22 protein-coding genes are annotated in these 19754 nt (G+C 61.2%); 12 read left to right on the top strand and 10 right to left on the bottom strand.

From position 1 onward, the window contains the following. Nucleotides 1–72 precede the first annotated feature (72 nt). Nucleotides 73–1467 (top strand): MFS transporter, encoded by a 1395-nt coding sequence (locus tag KYT97_RS04020; protein WP_219111798.1) that lies wholly within the window; start codon nucleotides 73–75, stop codon nucleotides 1465–1467. Between the two features lie 256 nt (nucleotides 1468–1723). Here the strand turns inward: KYT97_RS04020 and KYT97_RS04015 are convergent, their stop codons facing one another. From KYT97_RS04015 to KYT97_RS04005, 3 genes are all read right to left on the bottom strand, one after another. Then, nucleotides 1724–2173, bottom strand: coding sequence for a hypothetical protein (locus KYT97_RS04015; RefSeq protein ID WP_245006014.1), 450 nt, complete (start codon nucleotides 2171–2173; stop codon nucleotides 1724–1726). Between the two features lie 477 nt (nucleotides 2174–2650). Beyond that, nucleotides 2651–2893, bottom strand: coding sequence for a hypothetical protein (locus KYT97_RS04010; RefSeq protein ID WP_219111797.1), 243 nt, complete (start codon nucleotides 2891–2893; stop codon nucleotides 2651–2653). A 68-nt stretch (nucleotides 2894–2961) separates the two neighbouring features. Continuing rightward, the gene (locus KYT97_RS04005; protein WP_219111796.1) at nucleotides 2962–3420 is read right to left on the bottom strand and encodes a hypothetical protein; all 459 of its coding nucleotides are present in this window, start codon (nucleotides 3418–3420) and stop codon (nucleotides 2962–2964) included. A 147-nt stretch (nucleotides 3421–3567) separates the two neighbouring features. Here KYT97_RS04005 and KYT97_RS04000 point away from each other — a divergent pair, with 147 nt between their 5' ends. After that, entirely contained in the window at nucleotides 3568–3981 is a 414-nt protein-coding gene (locus tag KYT97_RS04000) for a recombinase family protein (RefSeq protein WP_052683540.1), read from the top strand. Nucleotides 3982–4084: 103 nt separating this feature from the next. On the opposite strand, the gene KYT97_RS03995 is transcribed toward KYT97_RS04000, so the two are convergent. The 4 genes from KYT97_RS03995 to KYT97_RS03980 all read right to left on the bottom strand — a co-directional run bounded on the left by KYT97_RS03995 (nucleotide 4085) and on the right by KYT97_RS03980 (nucleotide 7285). Continuing rightward, nucleotides 4085–4393: a hypothetical protein gene (locus KYT97_RS03995; protein WP_245006013.1), complete on the bottom strand. Its 309-nt coding sequence runs from the start codon at nucleotides 4391–4393 to the stop codon at nucleotides 4085–4087. Nucleotides 4394–4877: 484 nt separating this feature from the next. After that, nucleotides 4878–5462, bottom strand: a complete 585-nt coding sequence (locus KYT97_RS03990; RefSeq protein WP_219111795.1) for a hypothetical protein — start codon at nucleotides 5460–5462, stop codon at nucleotides 4878–4880. A gap of 134 nt (nucleotides 5463–5596) precedes the next feature. Further along, entirely contained in the window at nucleotides 5597–5959 is a 363-nt protein-coding gene (locus tag KYT97_RS03985; RefSeq protein ID WP_245006012.1) for a hypothetical protein, read from the bottom strand. Between the two features lie 384 nt (nucleotides 5960–6343). Beyond that, the gene (locus KYT97_RS03980; protein WP_245006011.1) at nucleotides 6344–7285 is read right to left on the bottom strand and encodes an alpha/beta fold hydrolase; all 942 of its coding nucleotides are present in this window, start codon (nucleotides 7283–7285) and stop codon (nucleotides 6344–6346) included. 110 nt (nucleotides 7286–7395) lie between these two features. Here KYT97_RS03980 and KYT97_RS03975 point away from each other — a divergent pair, with 110 nt between their 5' ends. Both KYT97_RS03975 and KYT97_RS03970 read left to right on the top strand, forming a co-directional pair. Further along, a complete protein-coding gene (locus KYT97_RS03975) occupies nucleotides 7396–8181 on the top strand; it encodes a helix-turn-helix transcriptional regulator (RefSeq protein WP_245006010.1) in 786 nt (261 codons plus the stop codon). 238 nt (nucleotides 8182–8419) lie between these two features. Further along, nucleotides 8420–9040 carry a YdeI/OmpD-associated family protein gene (locus tag KYT97_RS03970; RefSeq protein WP_095886313.1) on the top strand — a complete coding sequence of 207 codons (621 nt, stop codon included), beginning with the start codon at nucleotides 8420–8422 and terminating at the stop codon, nucleotides 9038–9040. Between the two features lie 99 nt (nucleotides 9041–9139). Here KYT97_RS03970 and KYT97_RS03965 read toward each other — a convergent pair whose 3' ends face one another. Then, on the bottom strand, nucleotides 9140–9760 hold the full coding sequence (locus KYT97_RS03965) for a class I SAM-dependent methyltransferase (protein ID WP_095887849.1): 621 nt from the start codon (nucleotides 9758–9760) through the stop codon (nucleotides 9140–9142). Nucleotides 9761–9903: 143 nt separating this feature from the next. Here KYT97_RS03965 and KYT97_RS03960 point away from each other — a divergent pair, with 143 nt between their 5' ends. Both KYT97_RS03960 and KYT97_RS03955 read left to right on the top strand, forming a co-directional pair. Next, nucleotides 9904–10626 (top strand): hypothetical protein, encoded by a 723-nt coding sequence (locus tag KYT97_RS03960; RefSeq protein WP_045068095.1) that lies wholly within the window; start codon nucleotides 9904–9906, stop codon nucleotides 10624–10626. A 36-nt stretch (nucleotides 10627–10662) separates the two neighbouring features. Continuing rightward, the gene (locus tag KYT97_RS03955) at nucleotides 10663–11322 is read left to right on the top strand and encodes a response regulator (RefSeq protein ID WP_033232028.1); all 660 of its coding nucleotides are present in this window, start codon (nucleotides 10663–10665) and stop codon (nucleotides 11320–11322) included. Between the two features lie 12 nt (nucleotides 11323–11334). On the opposite strand, the gene KYT97_RS03950 is transcribed toward KYT97_RS03955, so the two are convergent. Beyond that, nucleotides 11335–12027, bottom strand: a complete 693-nt coding sequence (locus KYT97_RS03950; protein WP_116103276.1) for a hypothetical protein — start codon at nucleotides 12025–12027, stop codon at nucleotides 11335–11337. Nucleotides 12028–12256: 229 nt separating this feature from the next. Between KYT97_RS03950 and KYT97_RS03945 the strand changes: the two genes are divergently transcribed. The 5 genes from KYT97_RS03945 (at nucleotide 12257) to KYT97_RS03925 (ending at nucleotide 18198) form a co-directional block, all read left to right on the top strand. Then, entirely contained in the window at nucleotides 12257–12820 is a 564-nt protein-coding gene (locus KYT97_RS03945) for an FxsA family protein (protein ID WP_033232029.1), read from the top strand. An 18-nt stretch (nucleotides 12821–12838) separates the two neighbouring features. Beyond that, complete coding sequence (locus KYT97_RS03940; protein WP_033232030.1) at nucleotides 12839–14437, top strand: amidohydrolase; 1599 nt, start codon at nucleotides 12839–12841, stop codon at nucleotides 14435–14437. After that, nucleotides 14427–16028, top strand: a complete 1602-nt coding sequence (gene lnt, locus KYT97_RS03935; RefSeq protein ID WP_219111794.1) for an apolipoprotein N-acyltransferase — start codon at nucleotides 14427–14429, stop codon at nucleotides 16026–16028. The genes KYT97_RS03940 and lnt overlap by 11 nt, the downstream gene beginning before the upstream one ends. Beyond that, nucleotides 16021–17328 (top strand): TerD family protein, encoded by a 1308-nt coding sequence (locus KYT97_RS03930; RefSeq protein ID WP_219111793.1) that lies wholly within the window; start codon nucleotides 16021–16023, stop codon nucleotides 17326–17328. The genes lnt and KYT97_RS03930 overlap by 8 nt, the downstream gene beginning before the upstream one ends. Nucleotides 17329–17400: 72 nt before the next feature. Further along, nucleotides 17401–18198: a hypothetical protein gene (locus tag KYT97_RS03925; RefSeq protein ID WP_033232032.1), complete on the top strand. Its 798-nt coding sequence runs from the start codon at nucleotides 17401–17403 to the stop codon at nucleotides 18196–18198. Between the two features lie 405 nt (nucleotides 18199–18603). Here KYT97_RS03925 and KYT97_RS03920 read toward each other — a convergent pair whose 3' ends face one another. Beyond that, nucleotides 18604–18942 (bottom strand): RNA polymerase-binding protein RbpA, encoded by a 339-nt coding sequence (locus KYT97_RS03920; protein WP_033232034.1) that lies wholly within the window; start codon nucleotides 18940–18942, stop codon nucleotides 18604–18606. A 201-nt stretch (nucleotides 18943–19143) separates the two neighbouring features. Between KYT97_RS03920 and KYT97_RS03915 the strand changes: the two genes are divergently transcribed. Continuing rightward, nucleotides 19144–19485 carry a hypothetical protein gene (locus KYT97_RS03915; RefSeq protein ID WP_033232035.1) on the top strand — a complete coding sequence of 114 codons (342 nt, stop codon included), beginning with the start codon at nucleotides 19144–19146 and terminating at the stop codon, nucleotides 19483–19485. Nucleotides 19486–19754: the final 269 nt, after the last annotated feature.

Here is a 19754-nt window from a genome sequence, read left to right as displayed (position 1 = left end):
CCTTGCATCTCGGTCGTCAGCAAGGTAAACCTAACTACTTATGAGAACATGTATACAAATGAGGTGCCTGCAATGACAACATCAACACGGGCGGTAGCCGCGCCTGCCCTGATCCTCACAGCCGCCGCGGCAGCACAGTTCCTGGTCGCCTTCGACATGTCGGTCATCAACGTCGCGCTACCCGACATCCAGGAATCACTGAACTTCTCCGACGCCGGGCTGTCCTGGGTCGTCAACGCGTACGCCCTCGCCTTCGGCGGATTGCTGCTTCTCGGCGGCCGACTGTGCGATGTGATGGGCACTCGCCGGGTTCTGGTCGCCGGACTTCTGCTGTTCGCCCTCGTCAGCATCGTCGGCACCTTCTCGGTGTCCGCCGAGATGCTTGTCGGCGCTCGGGCACTTCAAGGCGTCGGCGCTGCGATGATCGCGCCGGCCGGGCTCGCCGCCCTCAGCCAGGCCTTTCCCACCGGACGCGCCAGGGCCAAGGCATTCGGCATCGGCGCAATGTCATCAGCACTGGGCGGTGCACTCGGTGTAGTACTGAGCGGCATTTTGACCGAAGGACTCAGTTGGCGATGGGTGATGTTCGCCGGCGCACCGGTGGCCCTGATCGCCGCAGTTGCCGGTACCCGCGGCTTGCCTGCCGGCCAAGCCGCTAGAGGCGGCTCCCTAGATCTCCCCGGCGCCATCTTGGCGACGGCCGGAATCACCGCCCTTGTCGGCACCGTCATCGCCACTGAATCACATTCCTGGACTTCGGGTTACGTGCTGGGTGGATTCGCGCTCACGATCGTCATGCTGACCGCCTTCGTCGCGGTCGAAAGCCGCTGCGCCACACCACTGGTACGACTGTCCACCCTCCTTCGACCCCGAATCGGACTGGCCAACGCCATCATGTGCCTGGTGTGCGCGGCACAGTTCAGCGCGTTCTTCTTCGTCTCGCTATTCCTGCAACGCGGACTGGGCTATTCGCCGACCACCACCGGTCTGGCGTTCCTGCCCTTCTGTTTCGGCCTGGTCATAGGCATCCTCGCATCCACCAAACTCCTTCCACGCTACGGAGTTCGGCCGCTACTCGTAGTCGGAACAGCGGTCGCAGCAATCGGGACTTTCATCTTCTCGACCATGAACCTCGACAGTCCCTTCTGGGCTGTCATCCTGGTGCCTTCGCTTCTGGCGAGCATCGGCATCGGCCTGTCGTTCATGCCGCTCAGCAACGTCGCCACCGCCGACGCTCCTCCCGAAGAAGTCGGCATGGCATCCGGGCTGCTGAGCACGTCGCGTCAGATCGGCGGTTCACTCGGACTAGCCGTTCTCGTGAGCGTCGCCGCGTCCTCGACGGCACGCTCGGACAGCGCGCCGACCGAAGCACTGGTTTCCGGATACTCCCAAGCCCTCTTCGTCTGCTCCGGCCTACTGCTGGCCGGCACCCTCCTGTCCTTCTTCTTCCCACGAATGGATCGTTGACCTCAGATGTTCACCACCCGAACCGCATTTGGCATCGTCTCGGCACTTCTCCTCACCGGCGCCGGTGCAAGCGCGTGCAGCAGCTACTGAGAACTTGATCGACGACGACCTGAGGCTCGAGAACTGACTTCACTTCCCGGCGAGTGATCGAACATGGCGTGGGAACCGATCAACAGTAAGTCCGAGGTATCCCAGCGCGGGGACGCAACTGAACGTTGTGTTGACGAATTTATGAAGATTATGTCCTGCGGTGCGGTCAGGAAGAGGGTGTTGGTTGCTTTGAGGATTGTTGGAGGAAGGGGCGCGGCCAGGCACCTAGAGCAAGCACGGCGAGGGTTGTCTGAATGATGCCGGTGGCGAAGTAGATGCCGTGCAGCGGCGACCAGACGAGGATGATGGCGATTTCGGCGAAGACCCAGATCATCATGATTAGGCCGGCCGCGGCGTGTAGACCCCACGCCAGTGCGAACCTGCCGTACTGAGCAACGAGCGTGGTTGCCTGGCTTCCGCCGACGATCACGCCGAGGATGATGCCTGGCCAGAAGTAGGAAGTGAAGATGGTTCCTTGGATCCATTCCGGAGGGAGGCCGAACCCGCCACCAATGGTTAGTCCAGCCATTCCGAGAAGGGCGGAGAGCAGGTTGAACCATGCGACGACGGACAGGCTGATTCGGAGCGGGCGCGGAGGGAGCGGCGCTGGTTTCATGACTGTCACGATAGAATAATGCCGCTCATGCGACGCATCCGCTATTTAGTGGGTTGGTTAAGTTGCCGTGGCTGTAGCTCATGTTCCGATTATCCCAGGGTTTCTACTGCTGCTCAGGGCATTTCGGGTGTCCGGCAGGAGAAACTATCCAGTTTGTCGATGGTCAAAACGAACACCCAAACCCGTAGAAATGATCTGAGAGCGATCCGGTTAAACAGGCCAAAACGTGGCGTGCCGTGGCTGTGGCTTCACAATTCTCGGGGCAGATTGTGCGCTTGTTCGTCCGGCACCGTCAGATTCGTGATTGCCACGTAGGCGTCGGGCCGCGGGATTCCGCACGTCCGTCAACGGGAAAAGCGGCCCTTACTGCGTTTCCTGCGTCGTCGACCAGCCACGTGACGGGAGTGGGAATTGTGCCGTCGGTAGGGCATTCGCCGAACCACGGTCATTTGGTCGAAGGGCGACTAAGTTGCTCGACTACCGCGACGAAGTTGCCGAGCCCGCTGGTCTGGCGCACAGTGCGCAGCCGCAATCGTCGGTGTACCCGCTGAATTCGCACACCACTGCCGACGTCGGATGGAAATCGTCGGGAATCGTTCCGGGGCCGGCAACGGATCTGCTAACGGCACCGGTGAGCGCGCTGGCACCGGGCTCACCGAGGACACCATGCGCAATCGCCGCATAGCTCACACTATGGGCAACTACTGGCATTGAACTCATATCCCGAACGCCACACCAGGGGAGTGCTAATGGCTGATACGGTAGGGAATTCGGCTATGTGCCGAATCCTATTTTTCAGCTGATGCAACGTCATCGTGAGCGAGGTCCTCATGTGTGACCGCGGGGTAGTACACGGATGCTGCGCCGAAGGAAATGGCTGAGATTGTCAACGCAGGCCAGGCGATACTCCACCCATCGGCTCCTGCGACGGAGAGCGCAGCAGTGACGATCATCGCGACCACCACAGCCGTCGACGTTGGGAATGCGAGTCGCCACGTTGTCGGTGCCGCGGCGCGGACGTGTCGCTCGCCGACCGCGAGGACGCCCTTCCCCGTCAGGATTGCTGCCATTCCCAACAGCCCGCCGGCAGGCAGCGAGCACAGCGACCCCAGGCAGATCGCGGTGAGAACACTACTGACATCACTGGAATCTGCGAAGAGAAGCGCGAAGTAACTTCCGAATACAGTTCCCACGACCAGCGGCCACGCCATCGCTCGGCTCTGCCAGGAAACGTCGGAACGAGTCATACCGCGACGATACCGATCGGGTGGCAACGTCCACCTCGAATCACCTGACGATCAAGCCGCGTGCCAAATAATTCGGTAAAAAACGTGCCAAATAATTTCGGGAGTCACAGGTAAATAGGGGTTTCCGGGACCGATCACGTCCTCGATTTGCAGAGTGACGCTCTGGCGGCCATTCGATGTGATCGAGGGTGGGAAGAAGCGGCGAGTGGCGCCAAGGACGATCGCCCGGTCCTGCTCGATCTACTCAGTCACCTTCGGGCCGGTGACACCCTCGTCGTCTGGCGACTGGACAGGCTAGGTCGGTCACTCAAGCATCTGGGCGAAACTGTCGAGGACTTGCAGCGGCGCGGCGCGGCTTTCCGCTCGTTGACGGAGTCGACTGACACGTCATCGGCCGGCGGAATGCTCATCTTCCAAATCTTGGGCGCCTTAGCACAATTCGAGAGGACGCTGATCCGGGCGCGCACGGCGCAGGTTTGGCGCCGGCTCGCGCTCGTGGTCGTATCGGCGGGCAGCCCAAGCGAATTGACCCAGCGAAAGCTCGTATCATTCGTCAGGTGATCTGGATTGGCACACCCAGGATGGAGATCGCGAAGGTCCTTGAGGAACGCGACCGCGTCAGGGTCGGCGTTGCCGGGGTTGGCCAGGCTGGTGCTCACTCAGCTCACTTGGTGGTCCCGTCGCCTCCGCACTGTCGACCCCTATCAGGGTTGATGTGGAGCCGAACGCCCTTATAGGCGACTGTGTACGGCACATCGTCGTCGTTATCCGGGTCGCCGGAGCCCGCAGGGTCAGGCAGTTCCGCGATCTGCTCGATGACGATCTGTGCTCGCGCCGCACCGGGATCGAACATCTCCTGAAACGGCCCGACGAACGACCCCCCAAGGCCGCGGCTCTTCGCCCGGACCGCCGCCCACCAGAGCAACGGCAACGGGCCGAACATGGCAAACAGCAGTAAAAACCCCAGTCCCATGTCCACGAGCGTACCGACCGACCGCTATCAAACGGGCTCACGTCAGTGCGACAATCCCGGTACGGTTCGGTGTCCGCATGGTGTCAGGAGGAATGTTTCACGTTTCGAATACTGCACACCGCCAATCGACCTCTTAAGTCGTCACTGATCAGTTCAGCCTGGAAGTAATGACTGATGATCGCAGGTCGCTGGATCTGGTTCTTCCGTTGCCGTGGGAATGGCGAATAGCGTTGTCGAAAGCAATCCCTTGCGAACTCGTCGGCGTACAGCGCCATCGGGTTCTCTCTGACTGGTACACGACGAAGCCCGCCGACACCCGGAGATATCGAGTGGCTTCCAAAGAGTCGGTGGCCGTCTTGCGCCTCTCGGCACCCCGTCGAGGTGCCGCTATTCGATACAGATGCATCAATGTTGTATCTGACTGAACGGGAACCGAGTCGGGTTAACGGCACACTCGATAGACGGTTTTGCGCGTCGATGTTGGTCAGACTGATTCTGCGCTGTTTGCTGACTCGACGAACCGCGACCAGTACGGGACGCTGATAGTTCGGGGGGAGAGTGCCTTTCGGCCCTGTCCGGACAGCAACTCGTTGGTGAGGTATTCGAGTAGGTTGGCCCCGTAGTAGATGATGTCGGTCTGCCACACGGAGAACACCGGTGATTCTGACGGTGAGGGCGCGGCGGGGGTGAAGCGGTGCGCGTAGATCGGAATGAGGCGCGGCCACCCCCTGAGTTCTCGGCGCACCGTTGTGGCTATGTCCTCGGTTGAGGAGGGCAATGTGCCCCACGATGGCGGCCAGAACGGCGGACTCTGATGCAGTGCATCCCATATGAATCCTTCGGCAACACTATCTAGCCATGTCTCCAGCTCGAGGTCGTCGCCGTTTCGCCAGTCCGGCCAGCGGTCACCGAGCGGTAAGGCAGTGGCGAGCAGGCTACGGTGATCCGGATTGAAGTGAAATCCGAAGCGTTCGTGGACAGAGTCGAATTCAGATTCGGTTAATCCGGGGCCGAGTTCGATTCGGGCGTCGTTGAGCAGTGCTGCTGCTTCGCGCCCGATGAGTGCCATCCGTGGAGTTTCGCAGATTCTTACGAAGACCGGGAATACTGCACGTTTCGAATGTGGCACCTCCTCCAGTCACAGTGGAGGTAGTCCGCTCTATAACAAGTCAGTCATCCTCGACAGACGGTTGATCTGCTTCCTCAGTGATGCGGGTACTCGCGGACAAGTTCTGGATGTTTGGCACGCAGATAGTGGCCGCTCAGTGTGACGCGTTCTGCTGCCAACCACGCCCATGCCGATCTGTCCCACTTGGCCAGTTCGGTAACAATGTCCGCGACAGTGACTGTGCCACTCTCACTTTCGCGCAGAACGACAGTGGGATCGGCCCAGTCGATTTCTGCGGCCTCATTGTCCAGTGTCCCGTGCGCTGCGATGACGGCGAGGTCCATATCTTCCGAAAACGTTCCGAATTGGACTTGGCGCTGAAAGTCGTTGTCCGCGAACATATCAAAGTCCAGTGCCGCGACTAACCAGCGGCGAGGATGGAAGAGCTTGGTTCTCACGAAGACTTGATCGCAAGAGATGGAAAGTATTCGAATCTGTGGTCCGAGCGCTGCGGCGCGGTGGGATGGCGGATCAACACGGCTCGACCGAACAACGGCAAGCCGACGTCAGAACAACGTCGATCCTCGGGGAATCCCGCGCGACGATCGATGAATTTCGTGTCGATCACGTCACGCCCTGGCGCGAGGGCAGTTCGGCGACCGTGACTGTGCGCGGGCGATCGTCGATCGGCTCCCGTTCGGCGGCAACATCATCGAAACCGACTCGCGCATGGCCGAGCTCAGCAATCCGCCTGATCCATGCACCAAGGGGTCCAGATCAAGCCGCCTTACCGGATCTGAATGAGATTGACATATTTCCTGAGGCGCCACCTAGCGTTGAAGCTATGTTGCATCCTGCCGTTCCAGCCAGTTCAAGATTGCTTGGTTAGTTTCCTTGGGCCTTTCTTGCTGGATCCAATGACCGCAGTCAAGATTGACTACTTCTACGTTGGGCACGAACTCTGTCAGTTTTTCAGACTTCGCGATGGCGTCGCGGTCGCCGTAGATCATGAGTGTGGGCTGTTGAATGATGGGGTTCACGTCCGCCAACACATGCCAGTTGCGGTCCAAGTTTCGGTACCAATTGATACTGCCCGTGAATCCTGTCGATTCGAAGGCGGAGACGAAAACGGCCAATTCGCTATCGCTCATCAGAGGCTCACCGAGCGGCGTCTCTGCTCTGGCGAGATCGATCAGCGCCATACCCGGCTGAGGCTCCCTGAGGGGTTCGTTCTTCCGGTACATGTTGCGGAGGAACCGGAAGGTGTTGTCTTCGAACACGGCGTCCGCGACGCCCGGCTGTCGATTGAAGTGGACGAAGTAGAAGTCACCGCCAAGCACGGCTTCCATGAACTCAATCCAGGGCTGCTCTCCGCGATCCTGGTAGGGCAAGCTCAGGTTGATCACTTTGTTTACCCGGTCCGGGTGCAACAGGGTCAGGCCCCACACGACAAAGGCGCCCCAATCGTGACCGACAAAGGTGACATCTTCGTAGCCGTAGTGATCGAGAAGTGCGATGAGATCACCCGCCAAATGTTCAATGTCATAGTCCGTCACTTCGGTCGGACGTGATGAATTGCCGTAGCCGCGCTGGTTCGGGACGATGACGTGGTAGCCCGCCTCGACAAGGGCGGGCGCCTGGTATCGCCAAGAATAGGCGTGCTCTGGCCATCCGTGACACAGCACGATGGGTTTCCCGGCATTGTGTCGCCCTGCTTCGAAGACTTCGAGTTCCACGCCGTTGACTGGGATAAGGACGGGCTTGGGGAAGTCGGATGGATTCACGGATTCTCCTTTGGGTTGATTACCGATCGTGTGTGTGGAATGACCGGTTGCCCAGACGATAGGGAACATTGCGGACACATCGTGTCCTCGATTGTTGGCACACTGAAGAAATGCGGAACGATCCAACAGGTAGAGCGCTGCAGCTGCTGTCGCTCCTGCAGACTCATCGTTTCTGGCGCAGCGCCGAGCTCTCCGCACGACTCGAGGTCACGGAGCGAACGGTGCGCCGCGACGTTGATCGCCTCCGCGACCTCGGCTATCCGGTCGATTCCACGTCGGGAAAATATGGGGGCTACCGACTTGCAACAGGAGCACACGTGCCGCCCCTGGTTCTCGACGATGACGAGGCCGTCGCGGTAGCCGTCGGGCTACGCTACGCCGCTGAGGCAGCCATCGACGGCATCGAAGAAACGTCGCTGCGCGCGCTGACGAAAATCGAAACACTCCTGCCTCATCGCCTGCGCCGACGTGTGTCGGCGCTACATTCGAGCGTCATTTCGATGCGGCGGGTGGACGACAACGACATCGTTGATCCCGAAGCACTCAGTGTGCTCGCCGCGGCATGTCGCGACCATGAGCATGTGCGTTTCGACTATCGGCGAGGTGATGGCGAGAGCAGCAGACGGTTGGTCGAGCCGCACCAACTTGTCACGGCAGGACGACGTTGGTACCTCCTGGCATGGGACCAACATCGTGGTGACTGGCGAACTTTTCGGCTGGACCGACTCTGGGAGCCCCAGCTGGCGGGCAGTCATTTCACACCACGCGAGATTCCGGGTGGTGATGCGGCTGGCTTCGTCGCGAGCTCACTCGGCTCGTCGCCCCGTCACCTCGATGCGAAACTCGTCATCGAAGCCACGTTCTCCGAACTCGATTGGTGTGCTCCGATGGATTGACCACACACCAATCGAGTTGGGGCCGAACTTCAGTGTGGTCGAGATCCGCGGTGAAGATCTCGGCCGGCTCGCCATGACGGTTGCTCGCATTGCGCTCACCGCTCCAGTGACAGTCATCGAACCAGCCGAGCTCGCCGACACCGTAAGGCAGCTCGCCATTCACCTCAGAATCTCGCCACCATGCCGGTCCCTCGTCTATCGAGATACGTGTCCGCTTCGCTCTGAACTAGGAGAATAAATGACCACTTCGGAATCGCCGCCACCGGTCTCCGCCCACCCCCCAACGTGGAAATTCGACTACCCGATCATCCATGCCGAGACTCGGGAACAGTGGCGAACTTGGCTGACGCACAACCACAAATCAGCCCGAGGTGTGTGGTTGTGCTCCTGGCGCAACACCGCCGGCCGTCAACGCTGCCCGTACCCCGAGGCCGTCGAGGAAGCCATCTGCTTTGGTTGGATCGACTCCACCAACACCATCCTCGACGAAGAGCGCGGCTTGCAACTGTTCACGCCACGCAGACCCAAGAGTTCTTGGACCCGGCTCAACCGCGAACGCGCAGCCGATATGGAGGCGCGCGGTCTCATGACCGACGCTGGGCGCCACGCCATTGCTGCCGCGAAAGCCAACGGCTGGTGGACGATTTCCGACCAAGTAGAAGACCTCGAGGAACCGTCTGACTTGACGGCGGCGCTGGATCGAGACCCGCGAGCTCGAAGCAACTGGGACGGTTTTCCGCCCAGCGCCCGTAAACAGATGCTGTGGTGGATCGTCAGTGCCGCTCGAGACGCAACACGGGCAAGTCGAATCGTCCATATCGTCTCCGAAGCGGCCATCGGTCAACGTGCCCGCGGCTGATCCGCAATTCGCTCGCGCCCGGCGCGAAGCCGTAGCGAGCTTCGGATCACTCGGCGACGCAACAGGTAGCGCCGCACAAGTCCTGGTGCCCGGAGTCAGTCAACCTACGGGCCTGGCAACGCCGAGGGACAGCGCGCCCATGATTTTTGGTACACCCTTCTGATAGAAGGTGTCGAGGGCGTGGATCTCGAAGCCCGCGGTTTGCACGAGCGTCGGGATCTTGCGCGTGAGATGGCAGCCGCCTGCGACTGCTTTCTGGATCGGTTCGAAGCGGTGCTGCCAGCGTCGCACTTTCTCGTCCGGGGCAAGACCGTGTTCAACGAAATGCAGGGTTCCGCCGGGCTTGAGAACCCGTCGCACCTCGCGCAGCGCGGCGCCCGCGTCGGGGATAGTGCACATCGTCCACGTGGAGAGTGCGGCGTCGAAGGTGTTGTCGGGGAAGGGAAGTGACTGCCCGTCGAGTCCGGAGCGCTCGACGGGCACGGGTGACGCCGCGAGCCGTGTGCCCGCTAGTTTCCAGCCGAGGTCGGCGGGTTCGACGGCGCTGACCGAATCGATGGAGTCTGGGTAGAACGGGACGTTGAGACCGGATCCGAACCCGATCTCGACAACGCGACCGTGCAGGTCGGCGCAGACTCGCTTGCGCGAGGGTTCGGTCAGCGACATCCCGCAGGTTGCGTTCACCAGTCGCGGAACGATGTGATCCTCGTAAAACCTCATGTCAGCCTCCCCGTTGTGTGGTTGCTGTACATCCAGCATTCCAGAATCCCGACGAATGTTGCACTGGCGACTTTGCAACGCGCTGGTGCCGATGTTGAAACGGGGTAACCGTCGAACGGGGACGGATTCGGAGAGGACAGATGATGACTGACAATCCACGATCAATTGCTGAACGCACCAGAGAGGTTCCCCCGGGTGACGGACAAGAACGATTCGCCGGCTACGGGGTGATGGGACAACCATTCGCTAGTGGCCACTACTTGGCGATGCGGCACTTTCCCGCCAGCTCGGTCGGTGCCGGGTACGACTCGGTGTGGCATCGAGACCCCGACGGACGTTGGATCATTTACAGCAGCAACTCGCCCGAGAACAGTTGCGCCCGATACTTCGGCTCGGATCTCGCCGACGCGCGAACAGCGGACATCAAGGTGACGTGGACGGGCCCGTCCGCCTTCACGGTCAGGGTGGACGAGACACTCGTGTGGGAACTCGACGTGGGCCGATCAGCGGCGACCGCCGTGATGACGGGCATGGGCAAGCTGATGCCTGGCGCGATGTGGCGCAGCGATGGCGTGATGTCCGCGATGGGACGGGCCGCTGGACCTGCGCTGGGTGTCGGCCGGGTGAAACTGACCGGGACCACCTCGAACGGTCAATGGTTCCGAGCGAATCCTCGGATGTTGTGGACCGTCGACCGGAGTCGAGCGAGTTTCGACGGGGTCGATATCGGACCGCCAGGTCCGCTACCTGTGCAGGCACGTCTCGGAGATTTCTGGCTGCCGCAGAAGGGGATGTTCGTCGTGGGCGAATCCTACTTCGAGCCCTACGACGCCACTCGACATCTGCCGGCCCATCCGAAAGGCTGAGTCGCATCAGCCCGGTCGGCCCGATAGGTTTACGCGGTGCCTATCTCCGTGCTGATTGTCGATGACCAGGAACTCATGCGTATGGGGCTCAATATGGTCCTCGCGGCACACGAAGATATTTCAGTGGTCGGTGAAGCCGGGGACGGAGCGGCTGCGCTTGCCTCGGCGATCGCACTGAAGCCGGATGTCGTGCTGATGGACGTCCGAATGCCGATTGTCGACGGCGTCAGTGCAACCGAGCAGATTCTGGCGTCGGGGATCGAATCGCGTGTTCTTGTGATGACGACGTTCGATCTCGATGAACATGCACTCGGTGCGTTGCGGGCAGGTGCCAGTGGGTTCCTGCTCAAGGACACTCCACCCGAGGACCTCGTGTCCGCAATCCGCAGTGTTGCGGCCGGCGATGCTGTTGTGTCACCCAAGGTGACGCGAAGATTGTTGTCTCGCTTCATCGTCGACGGTCCGGCGCCACGGCGAGATCCGATCGTTCTGGACGTGTTGACCGAACGTGAACGGGAAGTGCTCAGCCATATCGCGGCGGGGCGATCCAATACGGAGATTGCCCAGGAACTGTACTTATCGGAGTCGACGATCAAGTCTCATGTGGGACGCATCCTCACCAAGCTGGATCTTCGCGACCGCGTGCAAGCTGTCGTGCTGGCCTACGAGACCGGGCTGGTGACTCCGGGCTCGTAGGCCGACACGAACTCAGGCGTCGAAGGAGCCGACCGTCGGAAGCACGATGCAGGACTTTCCGTCGGTGTAGTCGACCTTGCCGAATATCGCGGCCAGGACCTTGCCGTCACCGGTGTCGACGACCTTCGACAACAGGGGAGTGTCCACGACCGGGAGGGTCTCGTCCAGAGGAACAATTCCGCCCTTGAATGTGCTGGTGTTGATCCACGCGACACTCAACTCGGACGTTTTCGGAATCCCGATGTACGCGGGAAGTGCCTGGAATCGAAGTTGGTTGTCCTCCACCCACGGAGGCAACGGGAAGTTAGGCCCGGACTGCGCGGTAGCGAGAGTCACCGTCGCCATCTGTCCGTCGAGCCCACAACCAACCGTCGGTGCGGGATACATGAACGGCGCCGGTGTCGTGAAGCCGAGATTAACACCCAATGTCTCAGCGATCTGGTCAGCTGCCGCCGTGCCGATCAATTGATTCAACGCAGCGGTGGCCTCGGGCGAGATTGCGCCGGCTTGATCGATCAGTGCCGCGAGGTCGGTGGGCACATTGATCTCGATCGGCACTGTGAACTCGGCAGGTGCCTGCGGATCTGCCGCCGCAGAACCGGCTCCGACCAGGGCAGACCCTGCAGTCAGGGCTACGACGGCGGCAGCGCCGGCCAGCGCAGCGGGTAGACGCCGGGAAAGTCTGTTGCCGGGGAGTCGGCTCATGTCGGGCTCCTTCACGTTCACTAGGTCCGCTGGAAAGCGGGTGAAACGACTTGACCACACGCAGAGTCTAAAGGTCAACTTTAGGGTTAGATCGTTAGCGGAGCGTTAGTTAACGTCGCGCACACCCGGCGCGGTGGGAAGTGACTCACTACACAGGCAATGTCGGGCGCTCGGGAGAAAAACCGAACCGTCGTGCGTTGTAGTGGTAGACCGTCTGAAAGGGGACGTCATGATCGCCGCCATGTTCCTGCTTTACGTGATCGTCGAGATCGCCGCACTTGTCATCGTGGGCAACGCCATCGGCATTGCCTGGACAATTCTGCTGTTCCTGGCCGGTTCACTGGTCGGGATGGTGCTCATGCGTTCGCAGTGGCGAAAAGTCATGGACGGATTCCGCAAGGCAACGCGAGGTGAAGGTTCACCGTCACTCGCCGTGGCAGACGGCGCGCTCGTTGCTACTGGTTCCGCGTTGATGTTCGTTCCCGGTCTTGTCACATCGGTCCTGGGTCTGCTCCTACTGATTCCCCCGACCCGTTGGGCACTGCGTCCTCTTGCTGTCCTCCTGGCAGGCCGGCGGGCAGCAGCGTTCGCAGCGGGCGGTGACGCCTTTGCAGGCACCGTCGGATACGCAGCTCGGATGCGTGGAAACGGTGAGGTCATCGACGGCGAGATCATCGTCGAAACACCTACCGCGACCACCGAATATGTGGCCAGCAACGGCAAGGAACTTGTCCTCGAGGGTGAGATTCTCGACACGGATACACCCACCCGTTCGCGGGGGCCGCAGTACTAACAGGCAGACTTGGCGCTCGTGACTACTCGATTGCTGGTCAACGGCCGGATCTACAGTTCCTTTGCACCTGACGCGACTTCGCTCGCCATCACCGACGGCACCGTCGTCTGGGTAGGTGACGAACGCGCCGGACGCGCATTGCATCCCGGCGCCGAGATCGAAGATCTGGACGGTGCGTTTGTCACTCCCGGTTTTGTCGATACCCACGTCCACATCACTGCGCTCGGATTGTCCATAGTCGGACTTGATCTTGTCGGTGCACAGTCGCTCGACGAATGCCTTTTGCGTGTAACGGCATTCGCCGACGCCAATCCCGACGCCGTCATCTGGGGGCACGGTTGGGACGACACCGAGTGGGCCGATCAGACTGCGCCCTCGACGGCTGACCTTGATGCCGCAGCGCCAGGGCGCAAGGTGTACCTCTCCAGGATCGACGTGCACTCGGCAGTGTGCTCGAGCACGCTGCGGGACGGGATCGATGGACTGGCAAACGAGGCCGGTTACTCCGCCGACGGCCCGCTGACTTTCGAAGCCCACCATCTCGCCCGCGCCGCCGCACGCAACCTCCTCACGGCAGATCAGCGCGCCGCCGCCCGCACCGCCGCTCTCGATCTCTGCGCCTCACGCGGAATCATTGCCGTGCACGAGTGCGGTGGCCCGGATATCTCCGGCCTCACCGATTTCCAGGAACTCCTCGCCCACGATCACGGCGTCGAGGTCCGCGGATACTGGGGTGAGCACGTCAGTACCGCGGAGGACGCTCGAGCGCTCCTCGACAAGACCGGCGCGCACGGACTCGGCGGTGACCTCTTCATCGACGGTTCGCTGGGATCGCACACTGCGTGGCTCGCCGAACCCTATGCAGATCAACCGGATTCGACCGGAAACGCCTACTTGGGCGTCGACGCCATCGCGGCGCACGTACGGGCATGCACCCTCGCCGGAATTCAAGCCGGGTTCCATGCAATCGGTGATGCCGCCGTCTCGGCCGCTGCGACGGCATTTCAGCAGGTTGCCGACGAACTCGGCGGACCCAAGGTCGCCGCACTGGGTCACCGTCTCGAGCACGCCGAAATGATGTCTGTCGCCGACGCCGAAACCTTTGCCGCGCTCGGCGTCATTGCCAGCGTCCAGCCGGTCTTCGACGAATTGTGGGGCGGCACCGACGGCCTGTACGCGACGCGACTGGGCGGCGAACGTGCCGTTGCACTCAACCCGTTTGCCCCGGCCGCATCCAAGGGCGTATCCCTCGCATTCAGTTCCGACGCACCGGTCACTCCGGTGGAACCGTGGGCGATGCTCCGCGCCGCAGTGCATCACCGCACCGACGGAAGCGGCATCTCACCTCGAGCGGCCTTCTCGGCCGCAACCCGCGGCGCCTGGCGCGCCGGTGGAGTCCGCGACGGCGCGGCCGGAACACTCAACCCGGGTGCGCCGGCGTCGTATGTCATCTGGGAAGCGGGAGACCTCGAGGTAAGCGCGCCGGCCGACTCGGTCCAGCGATGGTCGACCGATCCGCGCTCGCGTGTCCCGGCGCTACCGAGTCTCGACGCCGACGCGCAGGCACCGGTGTGTGTTCGATCGGTGCATCGTGGACGCGTCGTTTATGAGCGTTGAGTCACCCGCCGGGCAGCGGTCTCGGATAACCGAGATTCTGACCCGTTCGGTGTGGTTGCGGTCGCTGTACTCGGCAGCGGGTGGATATCTGATCTTTGTGGGGTTTCCGCCGCGGCCTCTGTGGTTTCTCGCACCGGTGGGCATTGCACTCCTCACGTGTGTGCTGACGAACTTCGGCCGCGGGGGACTGCGGCTGCGAGCTGGATTCGGATACGGCTACCTGGCAGGTCTCGGCTTCCTGATTCCACTACTCCCGTGGATCGGGGTATTTGTCGGCGCAATGCCGTGGATCGCCCTTGCCGCCGTGGAGTCACTGTTCATCGGATTGTTCGGGCTCCTGGCAGTTTTGGTGTCTCGGTTACCGTGGGCTCCGCTCTGGATTGCCGCAATCTGGTCATTGACCGAATGGCTGCGCTCCAGTGTTCCGTTTGGCGGATTCCCTTGGGGCAGGCTTGCTTTCGGCCAGTCCGAAGGTTTACTGCTTCCGCTGGCCAGCCTCGGCGGAGCGCCGCTGCTCAGTTTCGGGGTGGCCCTGACCGGCACCGGTTTGGCTGCCGTAGCTATTGCCGTTGCAGGCAAACGCTGGGACAGGGGATTTGTCGGAGCGGTTGCCGCATCCGTCGTACCTGTTCTGCTGGCTGTTGTCGTGGCGCCGTTCCTCGCAACCATGGACTCCGGCGAGAAGACGATCACCGTCGCGGCAATTCAGGGAAGCGTCCCGCGGTTGGGGTTGGACTTCAATTCCCAACGCAAGCAGGTGCTCGACAACCATGTTGCCGAAACTCTGAGGCTGGCGGACGAGGTCGACGCCGGACGCGTCAAACAACCCGACATTGTCATCTGGCCGGAAAACGCCTCCGACATCGATCCGCTGCGCAACGTGGACGCAGCAGCCGACATCACTCGCGCTTCCGTATCGATCGGTGCGCCGATCCTGGTCGGTACCGTGCTGGTCAAGGCCGACCGGACCACCACGAACTCCGTGATCGTCTGGGACGGAAACAAGGGTCCGCAGGAACAGCACGACAAGAAGATCATCCAACCGTTCGGCGAGTACCTGCCGTATCGCGATTTCTTCCGGAAGTTCTCCGAGTACGCCGACCGCGCCGGCAACTTCGTACCCGGCGACGGCAATGGCGTTGTCCACGCCGCGGGTGTGCCCATCGGCATCGCCACCTGCTACGAAGTGGCATTCGACCGGGCATTCCAGGAATCAGTGCGCAACGGAGCGCAACTTCTTGCCGTACCGACCAACAACGCCACTTTCGGCGATACGGAGATGACGTACCAACAGTTGGCGATGTCGCGAGTTCGTGCCGTCGAACACGGCCGAGCCGTGGTCGTCGCAGCTACCAGCGGTGTCAGCGCCATCATCTCGCCGGACGGTTCCGTCACGTCGGAAACCGACTTGTTCGTACCCGAGTATCTGGTTGCGGATGTGCCGCTGTCGACCGACACCACCCTTGCAACGAAGCTTGGCCCCGCGCCCGAGGTCGTCCTGTGCCTCCTCGCTGCGGGCTCAATAGTGATAGCAGTAATTTCCCGACGACGTGAACCCTCCCTTCCCGAAACAGGAGAGAGCAATGACTGACGTAACCAAGGGCTCGAAAACCGATCTGGTGGACGCGAGCTACACCATCGCGCTCGACACCGGAAGCGTTCGCGGTGTGGTGGATATCGCGGCAGTTCTGCTCGGCGCCGACGGGAAAGTCCGAACCGACGACGACTTCGTTTTCTTCAACAACCCGAAAGGCCCCGGCGTTGCACTCGTTTCGGACGAGACGATCACCATCGACCTCGCCGCTCTGCCTGCTGACGTTCACCGCGTGTTGATGACCGGCAGCACTGAAGCGCAGGGAAAGAACTTCTCGGATGTCACTTCCCTCCGCGTCGACGCCCGTGGATCGTCGCAGCAGTTGTCTTTTGTGCCAACAGGTTTGACTACCGAAACGGTGCTGCAGTTGGTCGCCTTGTATCGCCGCGGCGCGGGTTGGCGACTCGACGCCGTCGGACAGGGATACAGCGCCGGACTGGCGGCCTTTGCCGCTGAACACGGTATCGACGTCGATGACGACGAGCCCGCAACTGTTGCGGCTCCTGAAGCACCCGTAGCCGCTCCCGCCCCCACCATCAGCTTCGAGAAAGTCTCCGTCAGCCTCACCAAGGATTCACAGGACAAGACAGCGCGCATCGACCTGCGTAAGAGCCAAGGCGATCCCAGTTGGGTGTTGACTGTCGGCCTGGAATGGGACGGGCGCGGGGCGACGTACGACAAGAACGGCAAGGTCAAGAAGTACGGCGAAGGAGACCTCGACGTCTACTTCTTCTGCCGTAACGAAGAGACCAACGACTACGTCGTGATCAGCGGTGAGCCGAACCATCGAGGTGGACTCGAAACCTGGCCGCACATCTACCACTACGGAGACAGCGCCGGACCGGGCAAGGGGAAGAAGCCGGCCGTCGAGCAGGTTCGTGTGCTGCCCCACGAGAACGGCGATCTGCTGGTCAACGTTTATCAGAGCGTGGACAACGGGGCCGGTGCAATCGATTCGTTCGGCAATCCTCGCGTCGCCATTCGGTACGGCAAAGCCGGTAAGGACGGACTCCCTGGTTCGGACGCCGACGAGATCCTCGTGTACGTCGGCAACGGCAAGAACTCGTTCTGGGCGACCGTCGCGCACATCGATGTGCAGGACGGTGTGCTGACCGTCGACGGGGAGACGCGCTACAGCCGAACTCTCAGTGAACGCATGCCCGGTCTGGACGCCGACGGTCAGTGGGTACAGCGCCCCAAATCAGGCCCGACCGGACGCAGCAAGAAAGCGAACAAGGGCGTCGGACTGGACAAGTACTCCGGGCCGTGCGATTCGGGGCGTAAAAAGCGCCGTTAGGGGCACAAGGGCTTCACCTCCTTCATTATCGGGTATTCGCCTTGACACCTAGTCGAGCAAAGGGCGTTTCCCATGATTGAAGATCAGAGTGTCAGCCGTAAGACGAGCGTTGTCGATGCTGTTCTACGGTCTCCACTTGCGGGATTGTCCCCGTGGATTCTGCTCTCACTATTGTCCGGACCAGGACGATTCGAGGAATCCGCTGCAGCGGCGCTCGGACTATCTCTGCTGATACTGGCCGCAAATCATCGGCGGGGCGGCACTCTGAAACTGCTGGAACTGTTCGATGTCCTCTTCTTCGGCATACTCGCAGGAATTGGACTGTTCGCATCGGCAAATACGATCGAATGGTTCGAATTGTGGGGCGGTGAGCTCACCAATATCGCGCTTGTTGTCTTCGCTTTCGGATCGATACTGCTGCGCAATCCGTTCACCATGCAATATGCAAAGGAATCCACTCCGGAGGAGTACTGGACCACTTCGCTTTTCTTGCGGATCAATTACGTGATCACCGCGGTCTGGGCGCTGGCCTTCACCTGGTCTGCGATTGTCGGACTGATCGGTGACGCAGTGCTGGGCGACAGCGGCAATTTCTGGACCGGTTGGATTCTGCAGTTGGCGGGCACGTTCTTCGCTATCTCGTTCACCGAGTGGTATCCGAGCTACGCCCGGAGCAAGGCCGGCCAAGCACTCGGGTTTCCGGTCGAGCCGCCGGAATCGATTGCTCGACTGTTCGATTTCGTGCCAGTTTTCGTAGCAGTCACCGGCATGGCGGGACTGGTGACGGATTCGACGACGGTCGCTCTGGGCGTCGGGTTGATCGTGGTGGGGGCGGCGGGATACGTGGCGATGCGTCGCTGGACCGCGTAGGCGCAATCGCCGAAGGAAGCTGGGCCCCTTTTCCTCGAGTGAGCATGGTTTTCTGGGCGCTGGAGCCTGTGCTCACTGAGCAGAAACTGTGCTCACTCGCATACCGGCCGTACTCCATCCGTGACGTTTGGCAGCCGAGCCGTCAGGGGATACAGCAAACACTGGTACAGATATCCGTGCCGATGGCTTTCCCTGCCGAACAGTGCGAGGAAGGCTACCGGCACGGCGCTTGTCTGATCGATGAAAACTGCTGAGCGGGAACGCTTTCGGATGACATCGGCGTCGAAGAAGGGTTCGTGGACAATGACTGCAACACAAGGACCACATCGGCATCGGATGCAACGAGAAAGACCGCCCGGCACCTGGCCGGACGGTCTTCGACGTGCAAACTGTAGTGCTAGTGCATCACGCTCCGCGGCGCTTGGCCTTCAGGAGATCGAGACGCTCTTTCAGAAGTTCTTCGAGTTCTTCGACGGAACGACGCTCGAGCAGCATGTCCCAGTGGGTACGCGGCGGCTTGACCTTCTTGGCTTCGGGCGCAGTGCCCTCCATAAGGGAACCCTCGAGGCCGTTGCGGCACATCCACGTACCGGGGATCTCGGCGTCGTCGGCGAACGGGATGTCAAAGATCTCACCGTTGTCGCACTTGTACTTCGCCATACGACGGGGGGCGAGGTCATGGTCACGGTCGGTCTCGTAGCTCACAGCTCCGAGTCGGCTACCTCGAAGTACGCGATCTGCCATGGTGGTGTCCTCTCTTCGTTCGTCACCGCTGGTGGGCGCCCGGTGTTGGGGAGTAGACGCTCACACTCATCTACAACGCCACGAGCACCGGATTGGTTCCCGTGTGGCGAGAAGACGCAACCTCCCCATCTTACCGGGTCCCGCGCGCTCGCATCCGAGCGGACATCGAGGGCGTCTGAATCTCGAGTAAAGTGTCATCTCATGACCTCGAGCACGCGCCCCAGAAGCGCCGGTAGTCCTTGCGCGTGGTGCGGTCGTGGCGTAGCGGCAGTCGGCGTCGGCCGTCGCCGCCGGTACTGCTGCCAGTCGTGCCGCCAGCGTGCGTACGAGCAGCGTAATGCGGTGAAGGGCACCAGCGTTCCCGCGGACGCGGTCATCCTGACGGCCACCGAGGCCGTCGAGTTGGTGGACCGAATGTTCGAAGTTCGTTGCGCTGCTGAAGACGTTGCCACTGCTGTCGCTGAGGGCGCCGATACTACCGAGCTACTCGCCTTGTGTGAGCAGCTGACGGTGCTCGCACGCGAGGCCGAACGTTTTCGATGAACGCGTAATTTCTTTCGATCGACGAGGTGTTTCGATCCTCCCCGTCTGGGCAATCACTTTGTAGCTGTGTGCGCGCCGCCGTGAATATGCGGTGGGCGCACGAGGCGACACAACTTCAATCCTTCAGTTCGGACCTTCGGGGAGGTTCGAACTCCGAGCCGACCCATTAATCGCGATCGACGCGATGTGCGGTGGCTCGAACAGGGTCGTTCATGGTTTCCACTCTCGATATCGAGGCGGTGCGATGTACTTCTTCAATCCCCGAACCA

The sequence above is a fragment of the Rhodococcus globerulus genome, assembly GCF_019334125.1.
GTDB classification, from domain to species: domain Bacteria; phylum Actinomycetota; class Actinomycetes; order Mycobacteriales; family Mycobacteriaceae; genus Rhodococcus_F; species Rhodococcus_F globerula.
Note: the sequence above shows the minus strand (reverse complement) of the source record. Positions and strands in the feature narration are given on the sequence as shown.

What these genes read in the sequence shown, in the direction of transcription:
- KYT97_RS03930 (WP_219111793.1), top strand. Translation starts at nt 16,021, where the DNA reads ATGACTGACGTAACCAAGGGCTCGAAAACCGATCTGGTGGACGCGAGC.
- lnt (WP_219111794.1), top strand. Translation starts at nt 14,427, where the DNA reads ATGAGCGTTGAGTCACCCGCCGGGCAGCGGTCTCGGATAACCGAGATT.
- KYT97_RS03965 (WP_095887849.1), bottom strand. Translation starts at nt 9,760, where the DNA reads ATGAGGTTTTACGAGGATCACATCGTTCCGCGACTGGTGAACGCAACC.
- KYT97_RS03975 (WP_245006010.1), top strand. Translation starts at nt 7,396, where the DNA reads ATGCGGAACGATCCAACAGGTAGAGCGCTGCAGCTGCTGTCGCTCCTG.
- KYT97_RS03960 (WP_045068095.1), top strand. Translation starts at nt 9,904, where the DNA reads ATGACTGACAATCCACGATCAATTGCTGAACGCACCAGAGAGGTTCCC.
- KYT97_RS03950 (WP_116103276.1), bottom strand. Translation starts at nt 12,027, where the DNA reads ATGAGCCGACTCCCCGGCAACAGACTTTCCCGGCGTCTACCCGCTGCG.
- KYT97_RS04020 (WP_219111798.1), top strand. Translation starts at nt 73, where the DNA reads ATGACAACATCAACACGGGCGGTAGCCGCGCCTGCCCTGATCCTCACA.
- KYT97_RS03945 (WP_033232029.1), top strand. Translation starts at nt 12,257, where the DNA reads ATGATCGCCGCCATGTTCCTGCTTTACGTGATCGTCGAGATCGCCGCA.
- KYT97_RS03915 (WP_033232035.1), top strand. Translation starts at nt 19,144, where the DNA reads ATGACCTCGAGCACGCGCCCCAGAAGCGCCGGTAGTCCTTGCGCGTGG.
- KYT97_RS04005 (WP_219111796.1), bottom strand. Translation starts at nt 3,420, where the DNA reads ATGACTCGTTCCGACGTTTCCTGGCAGAGCCGAGCGATGGCGTGGCCG.
- KYT97_RS03995 (WP_245006013.1), bottom strand. Translation starts at nt 4,393, where the DNA reads ATGGGACTGGGGTTTTTACTGCTGTTTGCCATGTTCGGCCCGTTGCCG.
- KYT97_RS03920 (WP_033232034.1), bottom strand. Translation starts at nt 18,942, where the DNA reads ATGGCAGATCGCGTACTTCGAGGTAGCCGACTCGGAGCTGTGAGCTAC.
- KYT97_RS03925 (WP_033232032.1), top strand. Translation starts at nt 17,401, where the DNA reads ATGATTGAAGATCAGAGTGTCAGCCGTAAGACGAGCGTTGTCGATGCT.
- KYT97_RS03990 (WP_219111795.1), bottom strand. Translation starts at nt 5,462, where the DNA reads ATGGCACTCATCGGGCGCGAAGCAGCAGCACTGCTCAACGACGCCCGA.
- KYT97_RS03970 (WP_095886313.1), top strand. Translation starts at nt 8,420, where the DNA reads ATGACCACTTCGGAATCGCCGCCACCGGTCTCCGCCCACCCCCCAACG.
- KYT97_RS04015 (WP_245006014.1), bottom strand. Translation starts at nt 2,173, where the DNA reads ATGAAACCAGCGCCGCTCCCTCCGCGCCCGCTCCGAATCAGCCTGTCC.
- KYT97_RS04010 (WP_219111797.1), bottom strand. Translation starts at nt 2,893, where the DNA reads ATGAGTTCAATGCCAGTAGTTGCCCATAGTGTGAGCTATGCGGCGATT.